This window comes from Cryobacterium fucosi (genome assembly GCF_004403515.1).
GTDB lineage: Bacteria > Actinomycetota > Actinomycetes > Actinomycetales > Microbacteriaceae > Cryobacterium > Cryobacterium fucosi.
Map to the genome: position 1 here is coordinate 23373 of NZ_SOHH01000087.1, position 18610 is coordinate 41982.

An 18610-nucleotide genomic window follows, 5' to 3' on the forward strand; every position below is an offset into this window, starting at 1 on the left:
CGAAGGCGATTCACCTCGAGAATTCGAAGAAGTAGGGGGTTGTCGTGGCGACTAAGTCTCTGACGTTTGACCTGTTCGGTCGTGACCGGACGGCGTCGTCGACGATCAACAATCTCGGCGACAATGCGGACCGGATGGGTGGCCGGTTCAAAAAGGTCGGCGTCGCGATCGGCGTCGGCCTCGCGGCGATAGCTGTCGGCCTGGTCAAGTTCGGCACCGATTCGGTGAAGGCTTATGCGGACGCGGAGGAGCAGCAGGCCAAGCTGGCGTTCGCGTTCAAGAAGTTTCCCGCGTTGGCGGACACGAACCAGAAGGCCCTGCAGAAGCTAAACGGGGAGTTGCAGAAGAAGACCCGGTTCGACGATGATGCGACTGCCGCGGCGCAAGCGTCGCTGGGGGCGTACAAGCTCACCGGCGCGCAGATCACCCAGCTGACACCCCTGTTGCAGGACTATGCGACGAAGACGGGGAAAGATCTGCCGACGGCCGCGGATGACCTTGGTAAGGCCATGCTCGGGCAGGGTCGCGCGTTGAAGGCTGTCGGCATCAACTTCACGGACACGGGTTCACTCGCAGGCAACTTCGACGCGGTCATTTCAGGGCTCACCGACAAGGTCGGCGGGCTCGCGGAGCAGTCGGGTCGGACGGCTGCAGGCAAGCTCGACATTCTGAAGAACCGGTTCGGTGAGGTTCAGGAGAAGGTAGGCGGGGCACTGATGCCCGTCCTGTCGGGCATGATGGATTTCTTCGACACCACGCTGATGCCCGGCCTTGAGGGTGCCGCGTCATGGATCGCTTCTGATGGTGTCCCAGCCCTGTCGAAATTCTGGGACTGGCTGGTGAAGTGGAAAGACATCCTCATCCCCGTAGCGGTGGGTATCGGCACACTCACCGGGGCCATGTGGTTTTTCAACGCGGCAGCTGCGGCTAACCCTGTCGGGCTGATCGTGCTGGGTCTTGAGGCGATCATCGGCATCGCGGCCGGCGTAACCATTTTCTTCGACCAGATCCTCGGGTTCTTCAAGGACACCCCGTGGGCGGCGCTCATCCTCCCCTTGATCGGTGGGGTCGCGTCGGTCACTCTGTTGGTCAACACCCTTGTCAATTTCGCCCCACAAATCGGCGCGTTCGTTGAAGGGGTTGTGAGGTGGTTCACCGATCTGCCGGCGGCGATCGGTCAGGGTCTGTCCGACATGGTCGCCGCCGTTGGCGCGTGGTTCGGCCAGTTGCCAGGTAAAGCGGGCTTCGCGGTCGGCACCATGGTTGGTACTGTCCTCGCTTATTTCATGGCGTTGCCTGGCCAACTCGCGAATGCTGGGATGCTGACGATCAACGCGGTGATGGCATGGTTCAACTCCCTGCCCGGTTTGGTGGGCTCGGCGTCCTCGAACGCGGTCGGTACAGCCACGAGTTGGTTCTCCGGCCTGCCGGGGAAGATCATGGGCATATTCTCTGGGGCGCCAGGGTGGCTGTTCCAGGCTGGGAAGAACATTATCGGGGGGCTCGTCGACGGCATGTCTGCGGTGCTCGGTAACATCTGGTCGACCATGGCGAAAGTCGCCGCCGCGGTGCAGGCCGGGTTCAACAAGGCGATGGGTATCAAGTCCCCGTCCACGGTGATGCGTGACAAATCTGGTCGGCATGTTGTTGGCGGCATCATTCAGGGCGTTGAGCAACGCATCCCGGATCTGGTTCGTACGATGGCGAATCTGGCCGATCAGATGACTTTGCCGTCTCTTGGTGGTTCCCCGTTCGATTCGCCCACGTTTGCGGGGCGCCGTGCAGGAGGCCCCGTGCAGGTGTCTCTGGCGGGGGCTACGTTCACTGCTGAGATCGATGGGCGCCCGTTCACGATGATGATCAAAGAGCAGATCAAGGACGCGTCCGGGTGGCAGGGTCTCGAGTTTGATAGTGGGGTGGGTCGCTGATGTCGCAGACTGTGAACCCGGTGAAGAACCCGTCGTGTGAGGTCAACGCGACGGGGTATTACGCGTTGTCGGGGACGGGTGGGGCGTCGACTGTTGCACGTGCGACGGTCGCGCCCGCCGGGCCTGGTGCGGGTTCCGCGTACGCCCGCTCAACGTGGACGGTTGCGAACACCGCGATTGGTGCGGGCATGACGATCGGTAGCTCGACGCTGACCGGTGTGGAGCGCATCGACGTGGTGCCGGGCCAGCTGTATCAAATTGGTGTGTGGGTTCGCGCGTCTGTCGCGAAGACGCTGAAACTGACGGCGGTTGTATACAGCGCGTCCGCCACGTTAGTGTCATCGAGCGACGGGCCGAACACCGTTGTGGCCGCGAACACGTGGACACGCCTCACAATAGCGAACACTCCCGGTGCCGGTGGGGTTCGGTTGGTTTTGTTGATAGAGGACTTCGCTGCACCGTTCTGGGCGAACGGCAACACCCTCGACGTGGATGGTGTCATTGTGTGGCCGGGTGCTACGCTGCCCGACTATTCGGACCCGTCGACGAACCCGAACATGGGGTGGTCCGGGACAGCTCACGCGTCAACGTCGATCCTGTTCACGCCGACTGTGACGCTGACGCAATACGCGCCGGACACGCTGGCGGGGCCGCGCGTGGAAGTGTTGGTGCAGGATTTGCCCCCTGGAACGATCACGATAACCCGGTTCTCAGACGCCAGGTCGTTCCCGGTGCGTGGCGGGGTGAAGGTGGCTTCAGCGTCGGGTGTGACGGTGCTCGACGTGGAGGTGCCGGAGGGCATCACGGCTGGATACCAGGCGCAGATGTTCGCACCGGACGGTACGCCGATCGGGTTCTCAACAACGACGGCGACGACGATGCCTATCACGGGCATTTACATTTCACAGCCGTTGGACCCGACCCTGTTCGCGAAGGTCAACATGGACGACGATTCGGCGGCTTCGCTGGTGCGAGGTTTCGATGGTGCCGTCGTCTACACGGACGGTGCAACTGTTGGCCGTTGGGTCGGTGGCCGCCGCAAAGGATTGTCGGGAGTGATCCTGAACATGGAGACGTCGACGGTCGCTGATGCGGACGAGATCCAATCCATGTTCGGCACGTACTCGACAGATCAGTTGCCGGTGTTGTGCATCCGGACACCTCCCGGTTTCGGGCGGATTCCCAGGACCTTGTTTCTTGCGGTTCAGGACCCGGAGGAAATCGACCGAAGCGTGAGGTTCGGCGGGTCGTTGGTGGCTTTCGCGTTGAAGGGTGACGAGGTTCTCCCGCCTGCGCCTGGCCTGTCCAAGTCGTTGCTCCGGTACAACGACACGGATCTTTTCTATCCGACATACTCGGCGATCGACGCGGCCTACGGAACCTATCTGGCCCGAGATCGGGATTATTCAAAGGCGGGGTATGCACCATGAAAGCTGCGTCGGCGAGTTGCGTGGCGGCACTGGCCGGCGGGTCGTTTCAGAAGTGGTACTCAGCCGATTTGTGGTACGACGGCGAGCGGCGGTTGCAGGACGTGCCGGTCAAAATTTCGCGGCTGTCGGATGACGATTCGCGGGCGGTGAAAACGCAGGGCACCGCGACGCTCACATGGACGGATGATTACGGTCGTTCCATGCTGCCTGTTGCGGCCGGTGACCTGTTCTCACCGTTCGGTTCGGAGCTCGCGGTGTATGCGATCGTGAACGCCGGCACTCTTCAGGAGCGCATCCCGATGGGATGGTTCCAAATAACGGACGTGCCGTCGATGCGTGACCGGACAATGTTCTGGAACAACCGGACGATCACGACCGGGTCAACAATTGAGATGGCGTTGCAGGACCGGTTGGTTCAGGTGCAACGGCAACCGTTCGACGTGCCGTCGGCGCCGACGATTCTCACTTCGGTGTGGGATGAGATCGGTCGGGTCACAGGGTTGCAGCTGTCTCGGACGATCGCGGATGCCATCATCTCGCGTTCGGTGGTTTACCAGGAGGATCGAATCCAAGCTGTGCTGGATTTGGCCGACATTCTCGGTGGTGTGCCGTATATGGCGCCGGACGGTTCGCTGGCGATGCGCCCGAAGGTGTGGGGTGCGGTGGTCGACACGTTGCGGCGTGGCGACACCGGCACGATCGTTTCCATCGGCCGTGGGATGTCAGCCGAAGGCGTGTATAACCAGGTCGTGTTCCGTGGGCAGGATGATCTACAGGGGCAAGTGTTGGCGGTTTCAGAGATCATCTCGGGGCCGTTGCGTACGGAGAATCCTGGGGGTGGTCGTTCGCCGGCGCATCGTCGACCAACGTTCCGTTCGAATCAGTTTGTGACCACGGCGGGTCAGGCGAAGGCGTACACAGATTCGGAGTTGGCGCGGGCGTCTCTGCTGTCGGTTCGGTGGCCGATCACAGAGGTGTGGAATCCGCTGCGTGAGGTCGGGGACGTGGTGAACGTGGTCGACGAGCAGGGTAAAACGGCGCTGTGTCGTGTTGTGTCGATCGATCGTGATGAAGGTCCGACGCAAGAAACGGCGGTGATTCGTGCCTAGCTTGGATCAGTCGGTGAAGCGCGCCCTCGCGGATGTGACGAAGCTCACTCGCATGGTGGGCACGTTCGTTTCCACGGACGGTGTCCGTGCGGTTGTGGATGTGGGTGGTGGCCGTATCCCTGCGGACATGGCCGGTTATCTGCCGGAGATCAACGAGCCGGTGTGGGTGCTGTTCATTGACGGTACGGCTTTGATTCTGGGGCCGACGAAGATGAAACCGGCTGAGGGCACGGTGACCGGACCACCATCGGGGAACCTGGTGCCGATCAGTACTGTGGCGGGTGCGATGAGTGTCCCGTATGCGTCGGGGTTGACGTTGTCGGCGGGGCAGGTGGTGAAGCTCGGCGCGTGGTCGGGTGGTGGGTTCGTCGGCGCGATCATGTCGACGTCGCCGCCGCCGCCGCTAGCTCCGGCCCCTCCATCCCCGGGGCCTGTGAATCAGTCCGCGGTTTTCACTGCGGTGGATGCGGGTTCGTACCGGTCGGGGTGGTGGACGTCTCAGGTGTGGGCGTCGGACAGTAACACGGGTGCGTGGTTTTACGGGTCGAAGATTGCCGACACCATTCCGAACGGCGCGGCGATCACCGCGGCTGCGATCTACATTTCGGCGACGCAGATCACCGGGTGGCCGCCGAACATTGGCTATCACAGCTCGGCCGGGAAGCCGGGCGGGAACGTCAGCGTTGGTGGGGCGTCAGCTGTCCCCGTGTTCAACGGGTGGGTGAATATCCCGCTGTCAATTGTGGACTACCTGAAGTCGAACGTGGGCGGGGTCGGTGTCGCGTCCGGCGGGTACTCAATTTTCCGATCACTAGGGCAAGACCCGTCATCGGGTGCTCTTCGAATCAACTGGACCGCATAAAGGAAGGGACTGCTGATGGGTGTTGCGTCGAATGACACGACAACAGGGAAACCAATTTTCAACAACACGTCGACGACTCAGGCAGATTTGCAGGCTTCCGTCGACTACGCGGCGACTGTCGGCAAACGCCGGTTGGGGACCACCACGCAACGCAACGCGCTCACCTACGTCGAGGAGGGGCTGCGGTTCCGCGACACCACGGACGGCATCGAGTACGACTACAAGTCGGGTGCGTGGGCTGCAGTGTCGCCCGGCCCGTGGACCGCACCGGCGTTGGCGGCGGGGATCACTGTCACGGCTGGCCGGGTGGCGACACAGTACCGGAGTGTCCCCGGGGCCGTGGAGGTGCTCGGGACGATCGACGGGTCGGGCGCTTCAGGGTATGTGCTCTTCACGTTGCCTGTCGGGTTTCGTCCGTCCGCTGAGGTGCGGATTTGGGCGGATGTCGGCGGCACGGTTCAGATCCTCAGCAACGGGGTTGTCAGTTCGACGCTCACCGGCGTGAAGACGGCGCTGTCGTTTCAGGGAAGGTTCCCGGTCTGATGATTCAAGGCATTGATGTGGGGACAAGTCAGCGGAGTCTGAACTTTTCGTTGGCGCGGGCGCTCGGGTTCGACGTCTGCTACGTGAAGCTCGGCGGGTCCAACACGGGTGCCCGGTATGTGGCCCCGTGGTACACGTCGCAGGTCGATAGGTCACGGTCGGTGGGGATGCGGGTGGGGCACTATTGGGTGCCGAACCCGAATCTGGACGTCGCGGGCGACGGGCGTTTCTTCGCGGGCAATCTGCGCGGGTGGACGGGCGCGGACTTCATTGTCCTCGACAATGAGCGTTTGGATGCGGCCCCCCGGCTGCTCACCGACTCGGAGGCATCGGTGTGGTTCCGCACGGTACGTGCGGCCACCAGCGCCCCCTACGCGCAAATGTTCATGTACGCAGGTGCAGCGGACCTGCGCGGGCGGGCATGGCCGGAGGTGCGCGCGCTCGGCGTGAAACTCATCGTCGCCATGTACGGGCAGAACGACGGGTCATATCCGGGGGAACCGAATCTGGGTGGTCGGTGGGACACCTGGCACGGCCACCAGTACACGTCGCAGGGTTCGCTCGGCGGCGTCGTCATCGACCTGAACAGGTTCAAGGAATCCGCGTTCGACTACAGCACGAGCACGGCCGGCGACGTCACGCCGATCGTAGACGACACAGAAAGCGATGATGACATGAAGGTTTTTGCGAACGCTGCGACGAACGTGTGGGTCGTCGGCGGCCCGGGGATTTGGTGGCCCATCCCGGCCGGGAGGGGTCTGGACTATGAGCGCGACTACGGTGCGCACATCACCTTGAGTGCGGAGGATTTCACGGCTCGAGCGGCTATGTATCTGTCGGCGAGGATTCACGACTACGGCGTGTTTGCGAACGTGGACACGAACCTGTGGGTCGTTGGTGGCCCGGGCATGTGGTATTCGATCCCGGCTGGTGAGGGCGGTTTGTGGGAGAACTGGTTCGGTGCCCGTCAGGCGGTTGATGGTGCCACGTTCGAGAAGCTGCGGATTGGCTTTGTCGGTCTCAAGGTGGCGTGATGCTGGACGGTGAGAATGGCACGCGTGCTGGGGAGGCTACTACCGTACAGCTCACGCGTATGGAGGGCATCCTCAACCTGGTGGCCGAACGGATCTCGAACTTGTCCACCCGCGTCGACGGTCACGACCGTGACCTGCTCGACGTCAATAAGACGATCGCCATAATCCTGTCGACTACTCAGCGTTTGACGGAGCAGGCGGACGCGCGGGATGCGAAGGCGGTGGCTCTCGCGGCTGCGTTGAAAGAGGCTGAGGAACAACGGCGGACGAAGACGGAAACCGCGTGGTCGCCGTACACAAAACTGTTCGCTGTTGTCGCTATCGCTGCGACACTCTGGGGAATTTTTTCCCCCATGTTCGTCCGTTGATAACAAACAAAACGAGGAGTAAGACAATGGCAATCAAGGGTGTGGCTCAGGTTGAAACGGTGTGGTTCCCCTGGCAGCGGGTGAAGCGCACGCTGATCGTGCTGCTGTTCACGGTCGTCCCGGCGTTGAACGTGGCGGTCCCGCAGATCGTGGAAGCGTTCAACGGTCAGGTGACACCGGAGTTGTTCGCGTGGATCAACTCGGTGGCGGCAGCGATTCTGTTGGTGACGGGTATCGTCACGCGGCTGATCGCAATCCCGGGGGTGAACAACCTGCTCGTGTATCTGGGCCTGGGGTCTGTTCCCCGGTCCATCACGAAGGGCCAGTAGACATGCCTGACGGGACTGTCCTTATCCTCGTGACCACGGCTTCGGCCGAGGTCACTCACGCTGAACCGATCGAACCGAAGGAGAACGTCTGATGGCTGTTGGACTGGCGACGACCACGCTTGCGAATAACTGGTTGAACATGCTGCGCGCGGTGGCGTTCGTCGCACCGCCGGCGACGTACATCAAGCTGCACACCGCTGACCCCGGTGCGGCGGGTGCGACGGCGGCATCCGTGGTGACGACCCGCCAGCTGGCGACGTTCTCCGCGGCCGCGTCGGGTGCTATCGCCCTGTCGAATGCTCCGGCGTTCACGATGACGGCGACGGAAACGATAACGCATATCAGTGTGTGGGATGCGGTGACGGTGGGGAACCTGCTGTGGACTGCGGCGTTGACCACGGCGAAGGCGGTCGTCAACACGGACACACTTACGTTCTCGACCGTCGGGGTTTCTCTGACCCCGCTCGCCGCGTAACAACCTGATCGGGGGCCGGACGTGGGTGTTCTCCAGCAGGCGTCGGGCACGTTCACCGGCACCACGTTCACCGCGACCCTCCCGGCGGCGTCGTCCGCGTCGAACCTGGTCGTGGTCATCGTCGCGGGTAACACCACGGTGACGACCCCTTCCGGGTTCACGTTGCGCACCTCGCAGGTGAACTTCATGGGCCACTACCTCTACGACAGTGCGGGTGGTGCGACCTCCTACGCGTTCACGTGTGCGTCGGGTCAGGGCACGTGGTATATCGCGGAGGTCGCGGCTGGCGCGTATCAGACCGCGGCCTCCGTGAATGATTCGACGGAGGCGACCACTTACGCAACGCCGAGCATCACCCCGACGGCGGGGACGCGGACACTGTTCGCGAGCATCGGTTCGTTATATGCGTCTGCGACGGCGCGCACAGTGTCGGGGTGGACGAACAGTTTCGTCGAGCAGGCGGACGTGTGTCAGGTCACCGCGGACGCACCTATGCAGGGTGTTGCCAAACTGGATGTCACCGCGTCGGGGTCGACGGCGTATTCGACGACGACGACGTATTCGTTGCCGTCGACGGGCCGTTCGGCGATCATCGCGTCGTACTCGACGACGTCGGGTGGGCCGACTGCTGACGTGTCCTCACCGTTCACTGCTGGCCGGACGGCCGATAGCACGCGCAACACGCTCGGCGCGGTTGCTCTGGCGGTCACAGCGGTCGTGGTCGCGACGGCCACACTGGCGACCACGGCGCAAACCTCGACCCCGGTAACTGCCGGGCTAACAGCTGTTGCGACGGTCACCCGACTCGCATCAACGTCAACCCCTGTCACCGCTGCACTGACGGCCACAGCTACCCTCACGACGGCAGCGGCTGCGTCCCTGGCGGGCACTGCAACGCTGACCGCTGACACGGTGAACAAACCCACCGGGGACACGTCCACACCCGTCAGCGTGGCGCTGAGCGCGGCCGGCTCCCGTAACACTCTCGGGGCCATATCCGTCCCGGTGACGGCGGCCCTCACGGCGACGGCGACGGTGTCCGGCACAGGGGTGGGCGCTGAGCTTCCCCTCACCGCGACCCTGACCGGGTCGGCGGTCCGCAACACGACGGCCGACACTGTCACGACGGTCACCGTCGCCCTCACGGCGGCCGCGGCCCGGGCTACGGTGTCGTCAACCTCCACACCGGTCACCGCGACCCTCACGGCGAGCACAACCCGCGGGGTATCGGCGGCGGTCAGTTCACCAGTGGCCGCTGCCCTGACCGCTGGCGCGACGGTCGCGTCGGCCGCCGGGTACCGGGATGTCACGCTCACTGCTGTGCCCCTCGACCAGCGGTGGGGTGCCGCCGAGCTCGCCCCGAGGTGGTCTCCCGTCCCCGTCCCCGATCGTTGGTCTATCACACCGAAGGAAGACTAAAAATGGGCACACCAATCTACGTCAGTACGGGAGCGGCCCGGTATGTGGGCGGCACGGTCACGGAAACCACGGGCAAGGACATCACCCTTGCCACGTTCCTCGTCGGGCTGGGGTCCATCTCAACCCCGCCGACGGTGTGGGTTGCCCCGTCGGTGAATGTGCAGGGCGCGACGGTCGCGGTCAGGATCCTGAAGTTGCTCGTCACCAACACGACGCCGGCGGGCACGTATTACTGTTGGGCGAAAATCACCGACACACCCGAGGTGGAACCGCTCATCCTGCAAGGCCCGATCGTCGTCATCTGAACCATTCCCGGCCGTCCTCCATGTGAGGGCGGCCGGGGTTTTTTCTTGTTATTGCGTGAAGATCGCGTCGTCGTACTCGAATGACGGTTTTATCTGGAAGACGATTTGCGCCGGGTCGTTCACGCTGTACGCCTCCGAATAGGTGATCGTCTGCCCGGGGAGAATGACTGTGTTGGGGCTCGATCCTATGTCGCCATCGTAGATCTTCGACGCTTCTGCCCCGCCGGAGGAGGCGGTCGAGTAGAGGAACGGTTCGAAGTTCTTAGTGCCACCATTCGTCACCGTAATGTTGAAAACGACGGCGGCCGGGCGGTCATGGCCGGCCGCGTATTCACCGGGTGTGTAGGGCGCGGGGACGCTCACGGAGATGGACAGATCGTTGAGGTACGTCACCGCCTCACCGAACTTGGCTGTCGTGGGCGGTGAGGGTTTTTCCGTCTCCGGCGTCGCCGCGAAGCTCGGGCCGGGGTCGGTGGGTCTTTCCCGGACCTGCGAGACCGGCACGCAACCCGTGAGCGTGAGCACCGCCGCGAGTATGATGATGGATGCTTTCTTCATGGTGCTCCCGCTTTCATCTGTGGTGCGCTGATTGTGAAGCATTGTCCCCCCGGAGGGATTCGAACCCCCGGCCGTGCGGGTAGAAACCGCGTGCTCTTCCGCTGAGCTACGGGGGGAGGACGTGACCACATTACTACGCGGCATGTCTGCGGCCAGAGTGAGCAGGCATGGGCACCACGGGCAGCGTGTTGAATCCGGCCCGCATCTGTTCCATGTCGACGAGGATGTACCCGGCTGTCGTGTCCGCGCGTTCGTGGCGCATGTTCTGTTGGACGACGAACGCGCTCACGCCCGCGCGGGACTGTTCGGTGGCGGTCGCGGCGCGGAGGTCGTGCGGCCGATGGTTGACGATGCCGGCGCGTTTCATGGCCCGACCGATGACGTCGGACACTGACCGGCCGAGAATGTGGCCCTCGTGCGCGGGGTACCGTTTGTTCGCTTTCCAGTTGGGGAACAGGTAACCGTCGGTGTGGTCGGCAAGGAGCTCCCAGACGGCGTCGCCGAGCGGGAGGGTGCGGGTCTTCTTGCCCTTCCCGAGGGTGGTGAGGGTGCGGTTCGTGTGGTCGATGTCGCGTGAGTGGACTTGGGCGATTTCAGACACCCGCAACCCGAGGTAGTAGTGCAGCGCGACCATCAGCCTGGTGCGCTTGTACGCGCCGCAGTGGAGGAGACGGTGGATGTCGTCGACGGTGAGCGGGGTCGCACGGCGTTTCCTCGATTTCACTTTTGGGAGTTTCGCGGCCGGGTTATCGAGACGGAATTCCTCATCCTGCATCCACGTGAAAAAGGTGTGCAGCGCTGACCGGTAGTGTTGTTTCGTCGAGTTCGACCATGTGCCGTTCGAGGCCATGTAACCGATGAGGTCGTGCCGGGTGACGGTGAGAAGGCTCCCCGCGGTCCTCTCGACGTTGCGGACGAACCGGATGCGTTCTGTGATGGTTCCCTCGGTGAGGTCTTCCGCGCGCATGTACTGTGTCCAGAAATTCAGAATCGCTTTTGATTCCATGGTCCCCCCGATGGTGTTGTGGGGGTCCACGATAGACAGGTGCCGGGTGAGCATCAAGGCTTCCTGTCTACCCCAGTGTGGGGGTGTAAGTAGTGGCTGCCGTACCATCCGTCCTCGGCGCTGAACGCTGCGCCCCGAGGGTGGGAGACGTACTTAGTCGACGTCGACGCGTTCACCGGGGGACCAGACGTGCCGAAGATCCGCGTGACCTGAGAGTGACACGCGCCGCTCCGCGTCAGACTTCTCGTTGCGGCGATACTCGGCCCAGAATTCGATGCACACGTCCAGTTCCGCGTCCGTTCTCTCGTTGTCGCGGTGCTCCGCGTATTCGAGAGCCCACCTGCGGGCACCGTCGATGTTCCCGCGCAGGATGTCCTCAGTTACCATCCGCTCGGCCTCTTCCTTGTTGGTGGTGTAAGTCATTATGCGGCCTGCCTCTCGGTGCTGAATAACTGGGTAACGTTCGAAGTGTCGGCCTTGTAATCCGCTTGTCGTAGGTTCGATTCCTACCGGGGGCACCACGAACATCGTCTGATCAGGGTTTCTTGTCCCCACCGAAAGGGCAAGACTTGATGCACTCAACGCTTATTCCACGGTACCCGCCCGCTAGGGGCGCTCGGAGAGAAGGTACGCGACCCAGTTCGACCCGAAGGCGCTCACGCCGGATCAGATCGCCGCAATCCGCCTCGCGGCCCGCGACTGGCGCGCAGCGGAGGGCAGGATGGGGCCGAAACCCGACGGGCAGGTCCGGGACCTCATCGGGGTGATGCTCGGCACAGCGAACGTATGGGGTTCCCGAACGCGAGGCAGCTAGAGTGCGAATCCGCCGTCCGTCGTCAGGACCTGCCCGACGATCCATCGGCCTTCGTCGGTGGCGAGCCATCCGATCAATCGCGCGGGGTCAGCGGGATACCCGAAACGCCCGAACGGAGTATTCCGCACGAATTCTTGAATCTCGCCGAGAGGGCGATCCGTCGTTTCCGGATCCAGGTATCCAGTATTGACGGGTCCCGGGTTGACGGTGTTGAGGATGATGCCCCTCGCCAGGAGTTCGCTGGCCACCGTTGGCGTGACCCCGGCCAGTGCCGCCTTGCTGGTGGCGTAGGCGACCTCACCCTGCATGGGGCCGTGGAGTTGACCCGACGTCATCCAGATGACTCGACCGGTGGCGAATTCGTCGACGGGGCCGGCGTGCGTCGGCCGTTTTCCGGGACGTGTGGGTGTGGATTCCCAGTGACCGGAGTACTGCTCAGCGAATGCTCGTGTCAGAAGGAGGGTGGAACGGGTGTTCACCTGCCAGTGCCCATCGAGCAGTTCGGGGGTCATATTGAAGATGGAGCCATCGCTCCCGCTGCGGGCGTGGTTGCAGACGAGTATGTCGACTCCCCCGCTCAGGCTGCGGGCTGCCTCCATGAGCACGCCGGCCGAATCCGGCACGGCCAGGTCGAGGCTCACGTCACCGAAGGTGGCGTTTTCGATCTGTGCTGATGTGATGCCCGTTCGGACCTCGCCGAGGTCATCGCTACCCCAGGGCTGCTCGTCGTCGTGGGGCGAGAAGTGCTGAATGAACACGTTCGCGCCCAGTTCGGCGAAACGGCGGGCCACGGCGAATCCGATTCCCTTGCGACGCGACACCCCCGTTACGAGTGCGGTCTTGCCGAGCAGGGGCGATGAGGGAAACGGCATGTGGAGACTCCAATATATGCAGTGAAAACAGCAAGAAGAAGGGATGCTGATCCGCTGACTCGCGGATTCACTACTTGGATGTCATACCCACACCTTCCAATCAACCGGAGCCACACACAGCCGATGGCTCTCCAGAAGCAGCTTAGCCCGCACCTTTTCCCCGATCCCAACTTCGCGTTTCCCGTAAGGCATTACGCCGCGACACCCGATCCGGACGGTCGACACCGACTGGGCCAACTGCTCGGCGACGGCTCAAGTCCTCGCGGCGAAGACTGCGCCCGCCAGGGTCTGACTTGCGGGCAGTAGCCTGCTGGTATGGGCGAGGAAGAGCATGAGCTGACGGGGGGCAACGCGTCGGGCCGTGTTGTGCGAGTGGGCGGCACGGTGCGCAAGCCCTGGATCGGCAACAGCCCGGTCGTGCAGAGCTATCTTGCTGCCCTTCGTTTACAAGGGGTAGACGCCCCCCGCCCGCTCGGCCGAGACGAGTTCGGCCGGCAAACGGTCGAGCATGTGGAAGGCAGCATCGCGCTAGGTCAGATGCCGCTTGGAAGCGACGATCTGCGACGGGTCGGTCGGATGATCCGCCGGATCCACGATGTCAGCGAATCTGTTCACATTCCCGACCCGGAGGGTTGGAAGATCCTGCTGCCAGTCGACAACCCGAATCTGATGTGTCACAACGATCTTGCGCCGTGGAACCTCGTCATCGGGGATCGTTGGGTCTTCATCGATTGGGATGCTGCCGGGCCGAGCACCCGGCTGTGGGATCTGGCATACGCCGCCCAAGCATTTGGCATGCTCATTGACGGTGAACCTGTCGAGTCCGCAGCATCGAGGCTGCGTGCTTTCGTCGACGGGTACGAGGCCGACACATTGCTCCGTGAGGCGCTCCCGGCGGCCATGGCGAAACGGACCGCGGCAATGTTTGGACTGTTGCGCACCTCACACGAAACCGGCCTTCAACCATGGGCCGACATGTACGTGAACGGGCACGGTGAATTCTGGCGCGCAGCGACCGAGTACGTCACCCAAAACCAAACGGCCTGGGAGCGAGCGCTCTCGCGATCGGAGTATGCGTCCGAATGAGGGTTGGCGTTCCGGGCGGCAGCTCCTTGAATCGGCTACGTTCTCGGGCGACACCACGCGGCACCAGTCGATAGTCTGAGCGGAAAGCAGGCACCATCAACGGACGATGTGGGGGCACGCGTGGACGATCAGCAGACAGCGTTTGTTGGGACGTTTCGCCGGTTCATGGACGAACTCATCCTTGCCCCTCGCCCACAGACCGACACCCGCACCCCCTTGGGCGACTTGGTTCAGGACTTCCTGCAGACGGATGTCACCATCCTTCCGATAGTCACCGAAGACCTCGCCACGCACCGCCTCGTTGACGCAGACATCGCCCTCGACGAACTCAACGCGGCATCTGCGTCTTCGGCGTTCGGCGTCACCGGCGGCCAGCAGCGCGAACATTCCTCCTTCCAAGAACTGATCAGCAGTCCCTTCATGCGTTTTTCGCCGGGTCCCGTTGACTATGTTTCGGCCGCCACAGGGCCGGACACCGAACGCCGGGTGGTCTCATTCGGTGTGCGACTACTCACCGTGGACGGGCACCGGGTGGCAGTGTTGCAGCGCGGCGCCCGACCCGAATTCGGTCGGGGCAACGCCCGGCTCGAGATCCTCGCCGGTGATGAGGCTGGATCGGCAGCCTTGTTGAGCGCGCTGCGCCGCCTCATGCTCGAGCGAAGCGTGCTGCGCGGCTAGGTTCTATCCTTCAGCGGCAACGAATTCGGCCAGGGCGCGGCGGGAGTCGATTTTCTGCCGCGCCCCCAGGTTCCGAGCGAGGAGATCATCCTTCCTCCCGGGGTGCTCGATGACGTGGCACGCCATGTGGTCGGGATCGGAAAGCACCGGGACGCACTACGCGCCGCTGGCCGGCACTTGAAACGCGGCGTGCTGCTCTATGGCCCTCCCGGGTCAGGCAAGACCCTGACCGTGCGGCACCTACTGAGCGAGACGCCCGGCATCACCGCCGTCGTTCTTGCAGGCGACAGCATCCGGTTCGTCACCCAGGCCGCCGAACTCGCCCGCGCCATGCAGCCCGCGATCGTCGTGCTTGAGGACGTCGATCTGATAGCAACCGACCGTAGCCTCTCGGTTGGCCCGCAGCCGCTACTATTCGCGATGCTCGACGCCCTCGACGGCCTCGACGGTGACGCCGATGTCGCGTTCGTGCTGACCACGAACCGGGTCGACGTGCTTGAGCAGGCCCTCGCCGACCGGCCGGGCCGGATCGATCTCGCCGTCGAGATCCCACTGCCCGACGCAGCCGCTCGGCACCGATTGTTCACGCTCTACGCGGGCGGCATACCCTTGTCGCCACAAGCGATCTTGGATGCCGCCTCGCGCGCCGACGGTGTCACCGGTGCCTTCGCGAAAGAGCTCATGCGCCGCACCGTGTTACTCGCGGCCGAGCAGGGCAGGCCGCCCACGGACTTCGATCTCGCCACCGCCATGGACACCCTGCTCTCCACCAGGGACAAACTCACCCGGCGGTTGCTTGGAACCGAGGGGTCGGCCGCCCGCTGAGGACCGTTGAACTTTCGCTCGTGACACCCAACCTGGCGGGCCGACATCGGCAAGTTCTCGACCGGAGGCCGCGTCGTTTCTGGTCTGCTGGTGCCTAAGCGCGTGGGTTGCCGATGCGTTCCATCCACGACTCGGGGATATCCAAGGCGGTGAACCCAGACTTGGAATACAAGCCGTGCGCATCGTTGGTCGAGAGAGCGATGCGCCGCAGACCAAGCGGCTCGCACTTCTCCAGGACTCCCGCGAGGAGCACACTGCCAATGCCGCGGCCGCGAAACTCGGGGTCGACGAATACGTCGCAAAGCCATGCAAAAGTCACTCCATCCGTGATGACCCGCGCGTAGGCGACTTGCCTGTTCGATTCAGTGACGTAGACGCCGAAGTTTCGTGAGCCGTCTATGGCTGCATCCTGCCTGGCACGTGACCGCCCTGGCGCCCAATAAGACTGCTCACTGATCCAGCGATGCACTTGGTCACGGTCTATCTCGGTAACGTCGGCTGAGAACCGATAGTTCGAATCCATCCCCCCATCTAATCGGTCTTGGGCGGGAATTCGCGTCAAGTAATTTTTTGGCCGACGTGGCAGCGAGATGACTGAGCGTGGCCACTGTCGGGTTGCCGATACCTCGTTCTATCCGGCTGATTTCTGCCTGCTGAATCCCGGTAGCGCTGGACAGGGACTCGGCTAGCGAGCTCCGCGTCCATCGTCCCCGAGACCACCGCGTACCTTCGGGTATGTCGATCGTGCCCTCGCCGACCTTCGAGATGGATCCGCGGTGGGACCGCTGGTGATCGGCACGACTGAGCCAGCCCGGGCTTGGTAGATTCGGTGAATGCGAGAACTACAGGCGCGAATCATCGCGGAACTGAACGTGTCCCCGACCATAGATCCGGCGCTCGAACTGCGCCGCCGGGCCCAGTTCCTCGTGGACTACCTTCGGCGCACCGGCGCGAAGGGCCTCGTGCTCGGGATCAGCGGCGGGCAGGATTCGAGCCTGGCCGGGCGGCTGTGCCAGCTTGCCGTCGAGCAGCTGGACGACGAGGGGCAGCCGGTGACCTTCCTGGCCGTGCGGCTGCCCTATGCGGTGCAGCGCGACGAGGACGACGCTCAGCTCGCCCTGGAGTTCATCCGGCCCCAATCGAGCACGACTTTCAACATCGTGCGCGCCGTCGACGGGATTGACGCCGAATACCTCGTCAGCACGGGCCGGGAGCTTCCCGACTTCGACAAGGGCAACGTCAAGGCCCGCGCCCGAATGGTCGCCCAATACGCCCTCGCGGGCTCACAGGGGCTCCTGGTCGTGGGCACCGACCACGCGGCGGAGGCGGTCACCGGATTCTTCACCAAGTACGGAGACGGCGGAACGGACATCCTGCCGCTCGCCGGGCTGACCAAACGGCAGGGCCGCGCGCTGTTGATCGAACTCGGCGCCCCCGAGCGGCTCTATCAGAAACAGCCGACCGCGGACCTGCTCGACGACACCCCCGGCCAGACCGACGAGGACAACCTGGGCCTGCGCTACGAGCAGATCGACGACTACCTCGAGGGGCATCCGGTCGACGACGACGTGGCCGACGCCATCGAGAAGCGGTACCTGGCCACCGAGCACAAGCGGCGTGTCCCGGCGTCGATGTTCGACGAGTGGTGGCGCTGACCTGCGGCGACGACCCGCGGTGGCCCCGCTTGTCCGTGGGGATCTCGACAAGCTCGATCACCGACCGTGCTCGCTCACCGGACGGGCTCGATCACCGACCGTGCTCGATCACCGACCGTGCTTGATCACCGGACGTGCTCGATCACCGGCCCGGTGGTCGAGCCTGTCGAGACCGCGTCAGGAAGCGGCGTACGGCGCGGGCCGCACCTCGAGCGCCTGCACATCGTCGAGGAGACGCTGGGTCTCCGTCGACGGTGTGGCCGGGGTGGTGGCGTAGTTCGACGGTGCGGGCACCGGCGTGGACGGCTGGGTCGAGTACTGGTCGTGGTGCTGCTGTGCGGCCCACGCATCCTGCTCGGCGAGGAGGTTCTTCTCGGAGCTGGTGTTCGCCACCTTCCACCGGTCGAGGTCGTTGAGGAAGACCTTGCGGGATCGTGCCGGCTTGTGCTGCCATTCGATCAGGCGATCGCGGAACTCGAGCAGAGCCGGTTCGAGCTGGTAGCCGAAGGTGGCGGAGGTGCGCTTGAGTTCGGCAAGCTGGTGAGCAGCCCAATTCGCGGCCACGGACGACCCCTTGATCGGCAGGAGGCGCAGCTGGATATCGGCCTGGCCGACGGCGCGGTCCGCCATGACCTGTTCCTGCGGGCTCAGCGAGTTCCAGACGGATGCCTCTGTCGCCGCGTCCACAAGCGCGCCGATGACGGCCGCCTTCAGCTCCCGGTCATGCTGGGCAAGCAGGTGCCGGATCGCTCCCCTGGAGATCCACGAGGCCAGCAGGCTGGCCACGATGATCGCGACGACGAGCACCACGGCGCTGAACACCATGGCCTGATTGCTGGCTGCCGTGAGCCAGGACACGAAACTATTCCACCACTGCATGAGCGGCACTTTACCGGGATCGATCACGGTTCGCGGGGAACAGGCCCGGCGTGCCCAAAAGGTCGTGTCGGCGAAGATTCACCGGAAGCAGTCCGCGGCGTCGTCGATGTTCCAGAAGGTGCCGAGCGCCGTCGTGCGGGTGGCCGCCAGAAGGCGCCGTGCGGCGAAGCGCTCGTCGGTGCCGTCGGTGCTGCGTTCGATGTGCCCGAGCACCGCGCCGGTGCCGTTGACCACACGCCAGAGTCCGTCGGCGACGGGGAGCAGGGACAGGTCGCGGAGGGTGCCGGCGCGCGCCGGCCGGAGGAAACGGCCTGGCTGGAGCGAACGGTTCGGTTGGGCAAGTTTCGTGAGGGCAAGGTTCGGCAGGGCAGGAGCTGTGGACATGGAATCCTCCGATATCGGCCGGCCGCGGTTGATGGTGTCTCCACGCTAGGG

At 63.7% G+C, this 18610-nt stretch carries 23 protein-coding genes and 1 tRNA gene; 14 read left to right on the forward strand and 10 right to left on the reverse strand.

Features of this window, described 5'->3' with window-relative positions; genetic code table 11:
- Window positions 1-44: 44 nt before the first annotated feature.
- The 9 genes from E3T48_RS12490 (at window position 45) to E3T48_RS12530 (ending at window position 8078) form a co-directional block, all read left to right on the forward strand.
- Window positions 45-1928, forward strand: a complete 1884-nt coding sequence (locus E3T48_RS12490) for a phage tail protein (protein WP_134524380.1) — start codon at window positions 45-47, stop codon at window positions 1926-1928.
- Window positions 1928-3358, forward strand: a complete 1431-nt coding sequence (locus E3T48_RS12495; protein ID WP_134524381.1) for a hypothetical protein — start codon at window positions 1928-1930, stop codon at window positions 3356-3358. Before E3T48_RS12490 ends, E3T48_RS12495 begins: the two co-directional genes overlap by 1 nt.
- Before the next feature lie 20 nt (window positions 3359-3378).
- Complete coding sequence (locus E3T48_RS12500; RefSeq protein WP_134524382.1) at window positions 3379-4467, forward strand: hypothetical protein; 1089 nt, start codon at window positions 3379-3381, stop codon at window positions 4465-4467.
- 13 nt (window positions 4468-4480) lie between these two features.
- Entirely contained in the window at window positions 4481-5329 is an 849-nt protein-coding gene (locus E3T48_RS12505; protein WP_134524383.1) for a hypothetical protein, read from the forward strand.
- An 87-nt stretch (window positions 5330-5416) separates the two neighbouring features.
- Window positions 5417-5872: a hypothetical protein gene (locus tag E3T48_RS12510; protein WP_134524384.1), complete on the forward strand. Its 456-nt coding sequence runs from the start codon at window positions 5417-5419 to the stop codon at window positions 5870-5872.
- The gene (locus E3T48_RS12515; RefSeq protein ID WP_134524385.1) at window positions 5872-6906 is read left to right on the forward strand and encodes a GH25 family lysozyme; all 1035 of its coding nucleotides are present in this window, start codon (window positions 5872-5874) and stop codon (window positions 6904-6906) included. The genes E3T48_RS12510 and E3T48_RS12515 overlap by 1 nt, the downstream gene beginning before the upstream one ends.
- Window positions 6906-7274, forward strand: a complete 369-nt coding sequence (locus E3T48_RS12520) for a hypothetical protein (RefSeq protein WP_134524386.1) — start codon at window positions 6906-6908, stop codon at window positions 7272-7274. Before E3T48_RS12515 ends, E3T48_RS12520 begins: the two co-directional genes overlap by 1 nt.
- A gap of 26 nt (window positions 7275-7300) precedes the next feature.
- Window positions 7301-7603, forward strand: a complete 303-nt coding sequence (locus tag E3T48_RS12525; RefSeq protein WP_134524387.1) for a hypothetical protein — start codon at window positions 7301-7303, stop codon at window positions 7601-7603.
- Between the two features lie 91 nt (window positions 7604-7694).
- Window positions 7695-8078: a phage tail fiber protein gene (locus E3T48_RS12530; protein ID WP_134524388.1), complete on the forward strand. Its 384-nt coding sequence runs from the start codon at window positions 7695-7697 to the stop codon at window positions 8076-8078.
- Between the two features lie 470 nt (window positions 8079-8548).
- Here E3T48_RS12530 and E3T48_RS12535 read toward each other — a convergent pair whose 3' ends face one another.
- On the reverse strand, window positions 8549-9394 hold the full coding sequence (locus E3T48_RS12535) for a hypothetical protein (RefSeq protein ID WP_134524389.1): 846 nt from the start codon (window positions 9392-9394) through the stop codon (window positions 8549-8551).
- Between the two features lie 105 nt (window positions 9395-9499).
- Here E3T48_RS12535 and E3T48_RS12540 point away from each other — a divergent pair, with 105 nt between their 5' ends.
- Window positions 9500-9802, forward strand: a complete 303-nt coding sequence (locus E3T48_RS12540) for a hypothetical protein (protein WP_134524390.1) — start codon at window positions 9500-9502, stop codon at window positions 9800-9802.
- Between the two features lie 48 nt (window positions 9803-9850).
- On the opposite strand, the gene E3T48_RS12545 is transcribed toward E3T48_RS12540, so the two are convergent.
- The 5 genes from E3T48_RS12545 to E3T48_RS12570 form a co-directional block, all read right to left on the reverse strand.
- Window positions 9851-10360, reverse strand: coding sequence for a hypothetical protein (locus E3T48_RS12545; protein WP_134524391.1), 510 nt, complete (start codon window positions 10358-10360; stop codon window positions 9851-9853).
- Window positions 10361-10404: 44 nt separating this feature from the next.
- Window positions 10405-10476 (reverse strand) — tRNA-Arg (locus E3T48_RS12550).
- Window positions 10477-10493: 17 nt separating this feature from the next.
- Window positions 10494-11366, reverse strand: a complete 873-nt coding sequence (locus E3T48_RS12555; RefSeq protein WP_166789729.1) for a tyrosine-type recombinase/integrase — start codon at window positions 11364-11366, stop codon at window positions 10494-10496.
- A gap of 153 nt (window positions 11367-11519) precedes the next feature.
- The gene (locus E3T48_RS12560) at window positions 11520-11789 is read right to left on the reverse strand and encodes a hypothetical protein (protein ID WP_134524393.1); all 270 of its coding nucleotides are present in this window, start codon (window positions 11787-11789) and stop codon (window positions 11520-11522) included.
- 387 nt (window positions 11790-12176) lie between these two features.
- Window positions 12177-13052 carry an SDR family oxidoreductase gene (locus tag E3T48_RS12570; RefSeq protein WP_134524394.1) on the reverse strand — a complete coding sequence of 292 codons (876 nt, stop codon included), beginning with the start codon at window positions 13050-13052 and terminating at the stop codon, window positions 12177-12179.
- A gap of 315 nt (window positions 13053-13367) precedes the next feature.
- On the opposite strand from E3T48_RS12570, the gene E3T48_RS12575 reads away from it, so the two are divergent.
- From E3T48_RS12575 to E3T48_RS17315, 3 genes are all read left to right on the forward strand, one after another.
- Entirely contained in the window at window positions 13368-14138 is a 771-nt protein-coding gene (locus E3T48_RS12575; protein WP_134524395.1) for a phosphotransferase, read from the forward strand.
- A gap of 165 nt (window positions 14139-14303) precedes the next feature.
- Window positions 14304-14816: a hypothetical protein gene (locus E3T48_RS17310; protein WP_241986803.1), complete on the forward strand. Its 513-nt coding sequence runs from the start codon at window positions 14304-14306 to the stop codon at window positions 14814-14816.
- Window positions 14817-14930: 114 nt separating this feature from the next.
- A complete protein-coding gene (locus E3T48_RS17315) occupies window positions 14931-15641 on the forward strand; it encodes an AAA family ATPase (RefSeq protein ID WP_241986804.1) in 711 nt (236 codons plus the stop codon).
- A gap of 94 nt (window positions 15642-15735) precedes the next feature.
- Here the strand turns inward: E3T48_RS17315 and E3T48_RS12585 are convergent, their stop codons facing one another.
- Window positions 15736-16164 carry a GNAT family N-acetyltransferase gene (locus tag E3T48_RS12585; RefSeq protein ID WP_134524396.1) on the reverse strand — a complete coding sequence of 143 codons (429 nt, stop codon included), beginning with the start codon at window positions 16162-16164 and terminating at the stop codon, window positions 15736-15738.
- Window positions 16115-16408, reverse strand: a complete 294-nt coding sequence (locus tag E3T48_RS17650) for a helix-turn-helix domain-containing protein (RefSeq protein WP_134524480.1) — start codon at window positions 16406-16408, stop codon at window positions 16115-16117. Before E3T48_RS17650 ends, E3T48_RS12585 begins: the two co-directional genes overlap by 50 nt.
- 66 nt (window positions 16409-16474) lie before the next feature.
- Between E3T48_RS17650 and nadE the strand changes: the two genes are divergently transcribed.
- Window positions 16475-17296 (forward strand): ammonia-dependent NAD(+) synthetase, encoded by an 822-nt coding sequence (nadE, locus tag E3T48_RS12595; RefSeq protein ID WP_134524397.1) that lies wholly within the window; start codon window positions 16475-16477, stop codon window positions 17294-17296.
- A gap of 177 nt (window positions 17297-17473) precedes the next feature.
- Here the strand turns inward: nadE and E3T48_RS12600 are convergent, their stop codons facing one another.
- Window positions 17474-18175 carry a hypothetical protein gene (locus tag E3T48_RS12600; RefSeq protein ID WP_134524398.1) on the reverse strand — a complete coding sequence of 234 codons (702 nt, stop codon included), beginning with the start codon at window positions 18173-18175 and terminating at the stop codon, window positions 17474-17476.
- Between the two features lie 78 nt (window positions 18176-18253).
- The gene (locus tag E3T48_RS12605) at window positions 18254-18559 is read right to left on the reverse strand and encodes a hypothetical protein (protein ID WP_134524399.1); all 306 of its coding nucleotides are present in this window, start codon (window positions 18557-18559) and stop codon (window positions 18254-18256) included.
- Between the last annotated feature and the right edge of the window lie 51 nt (window positions 18560-18610).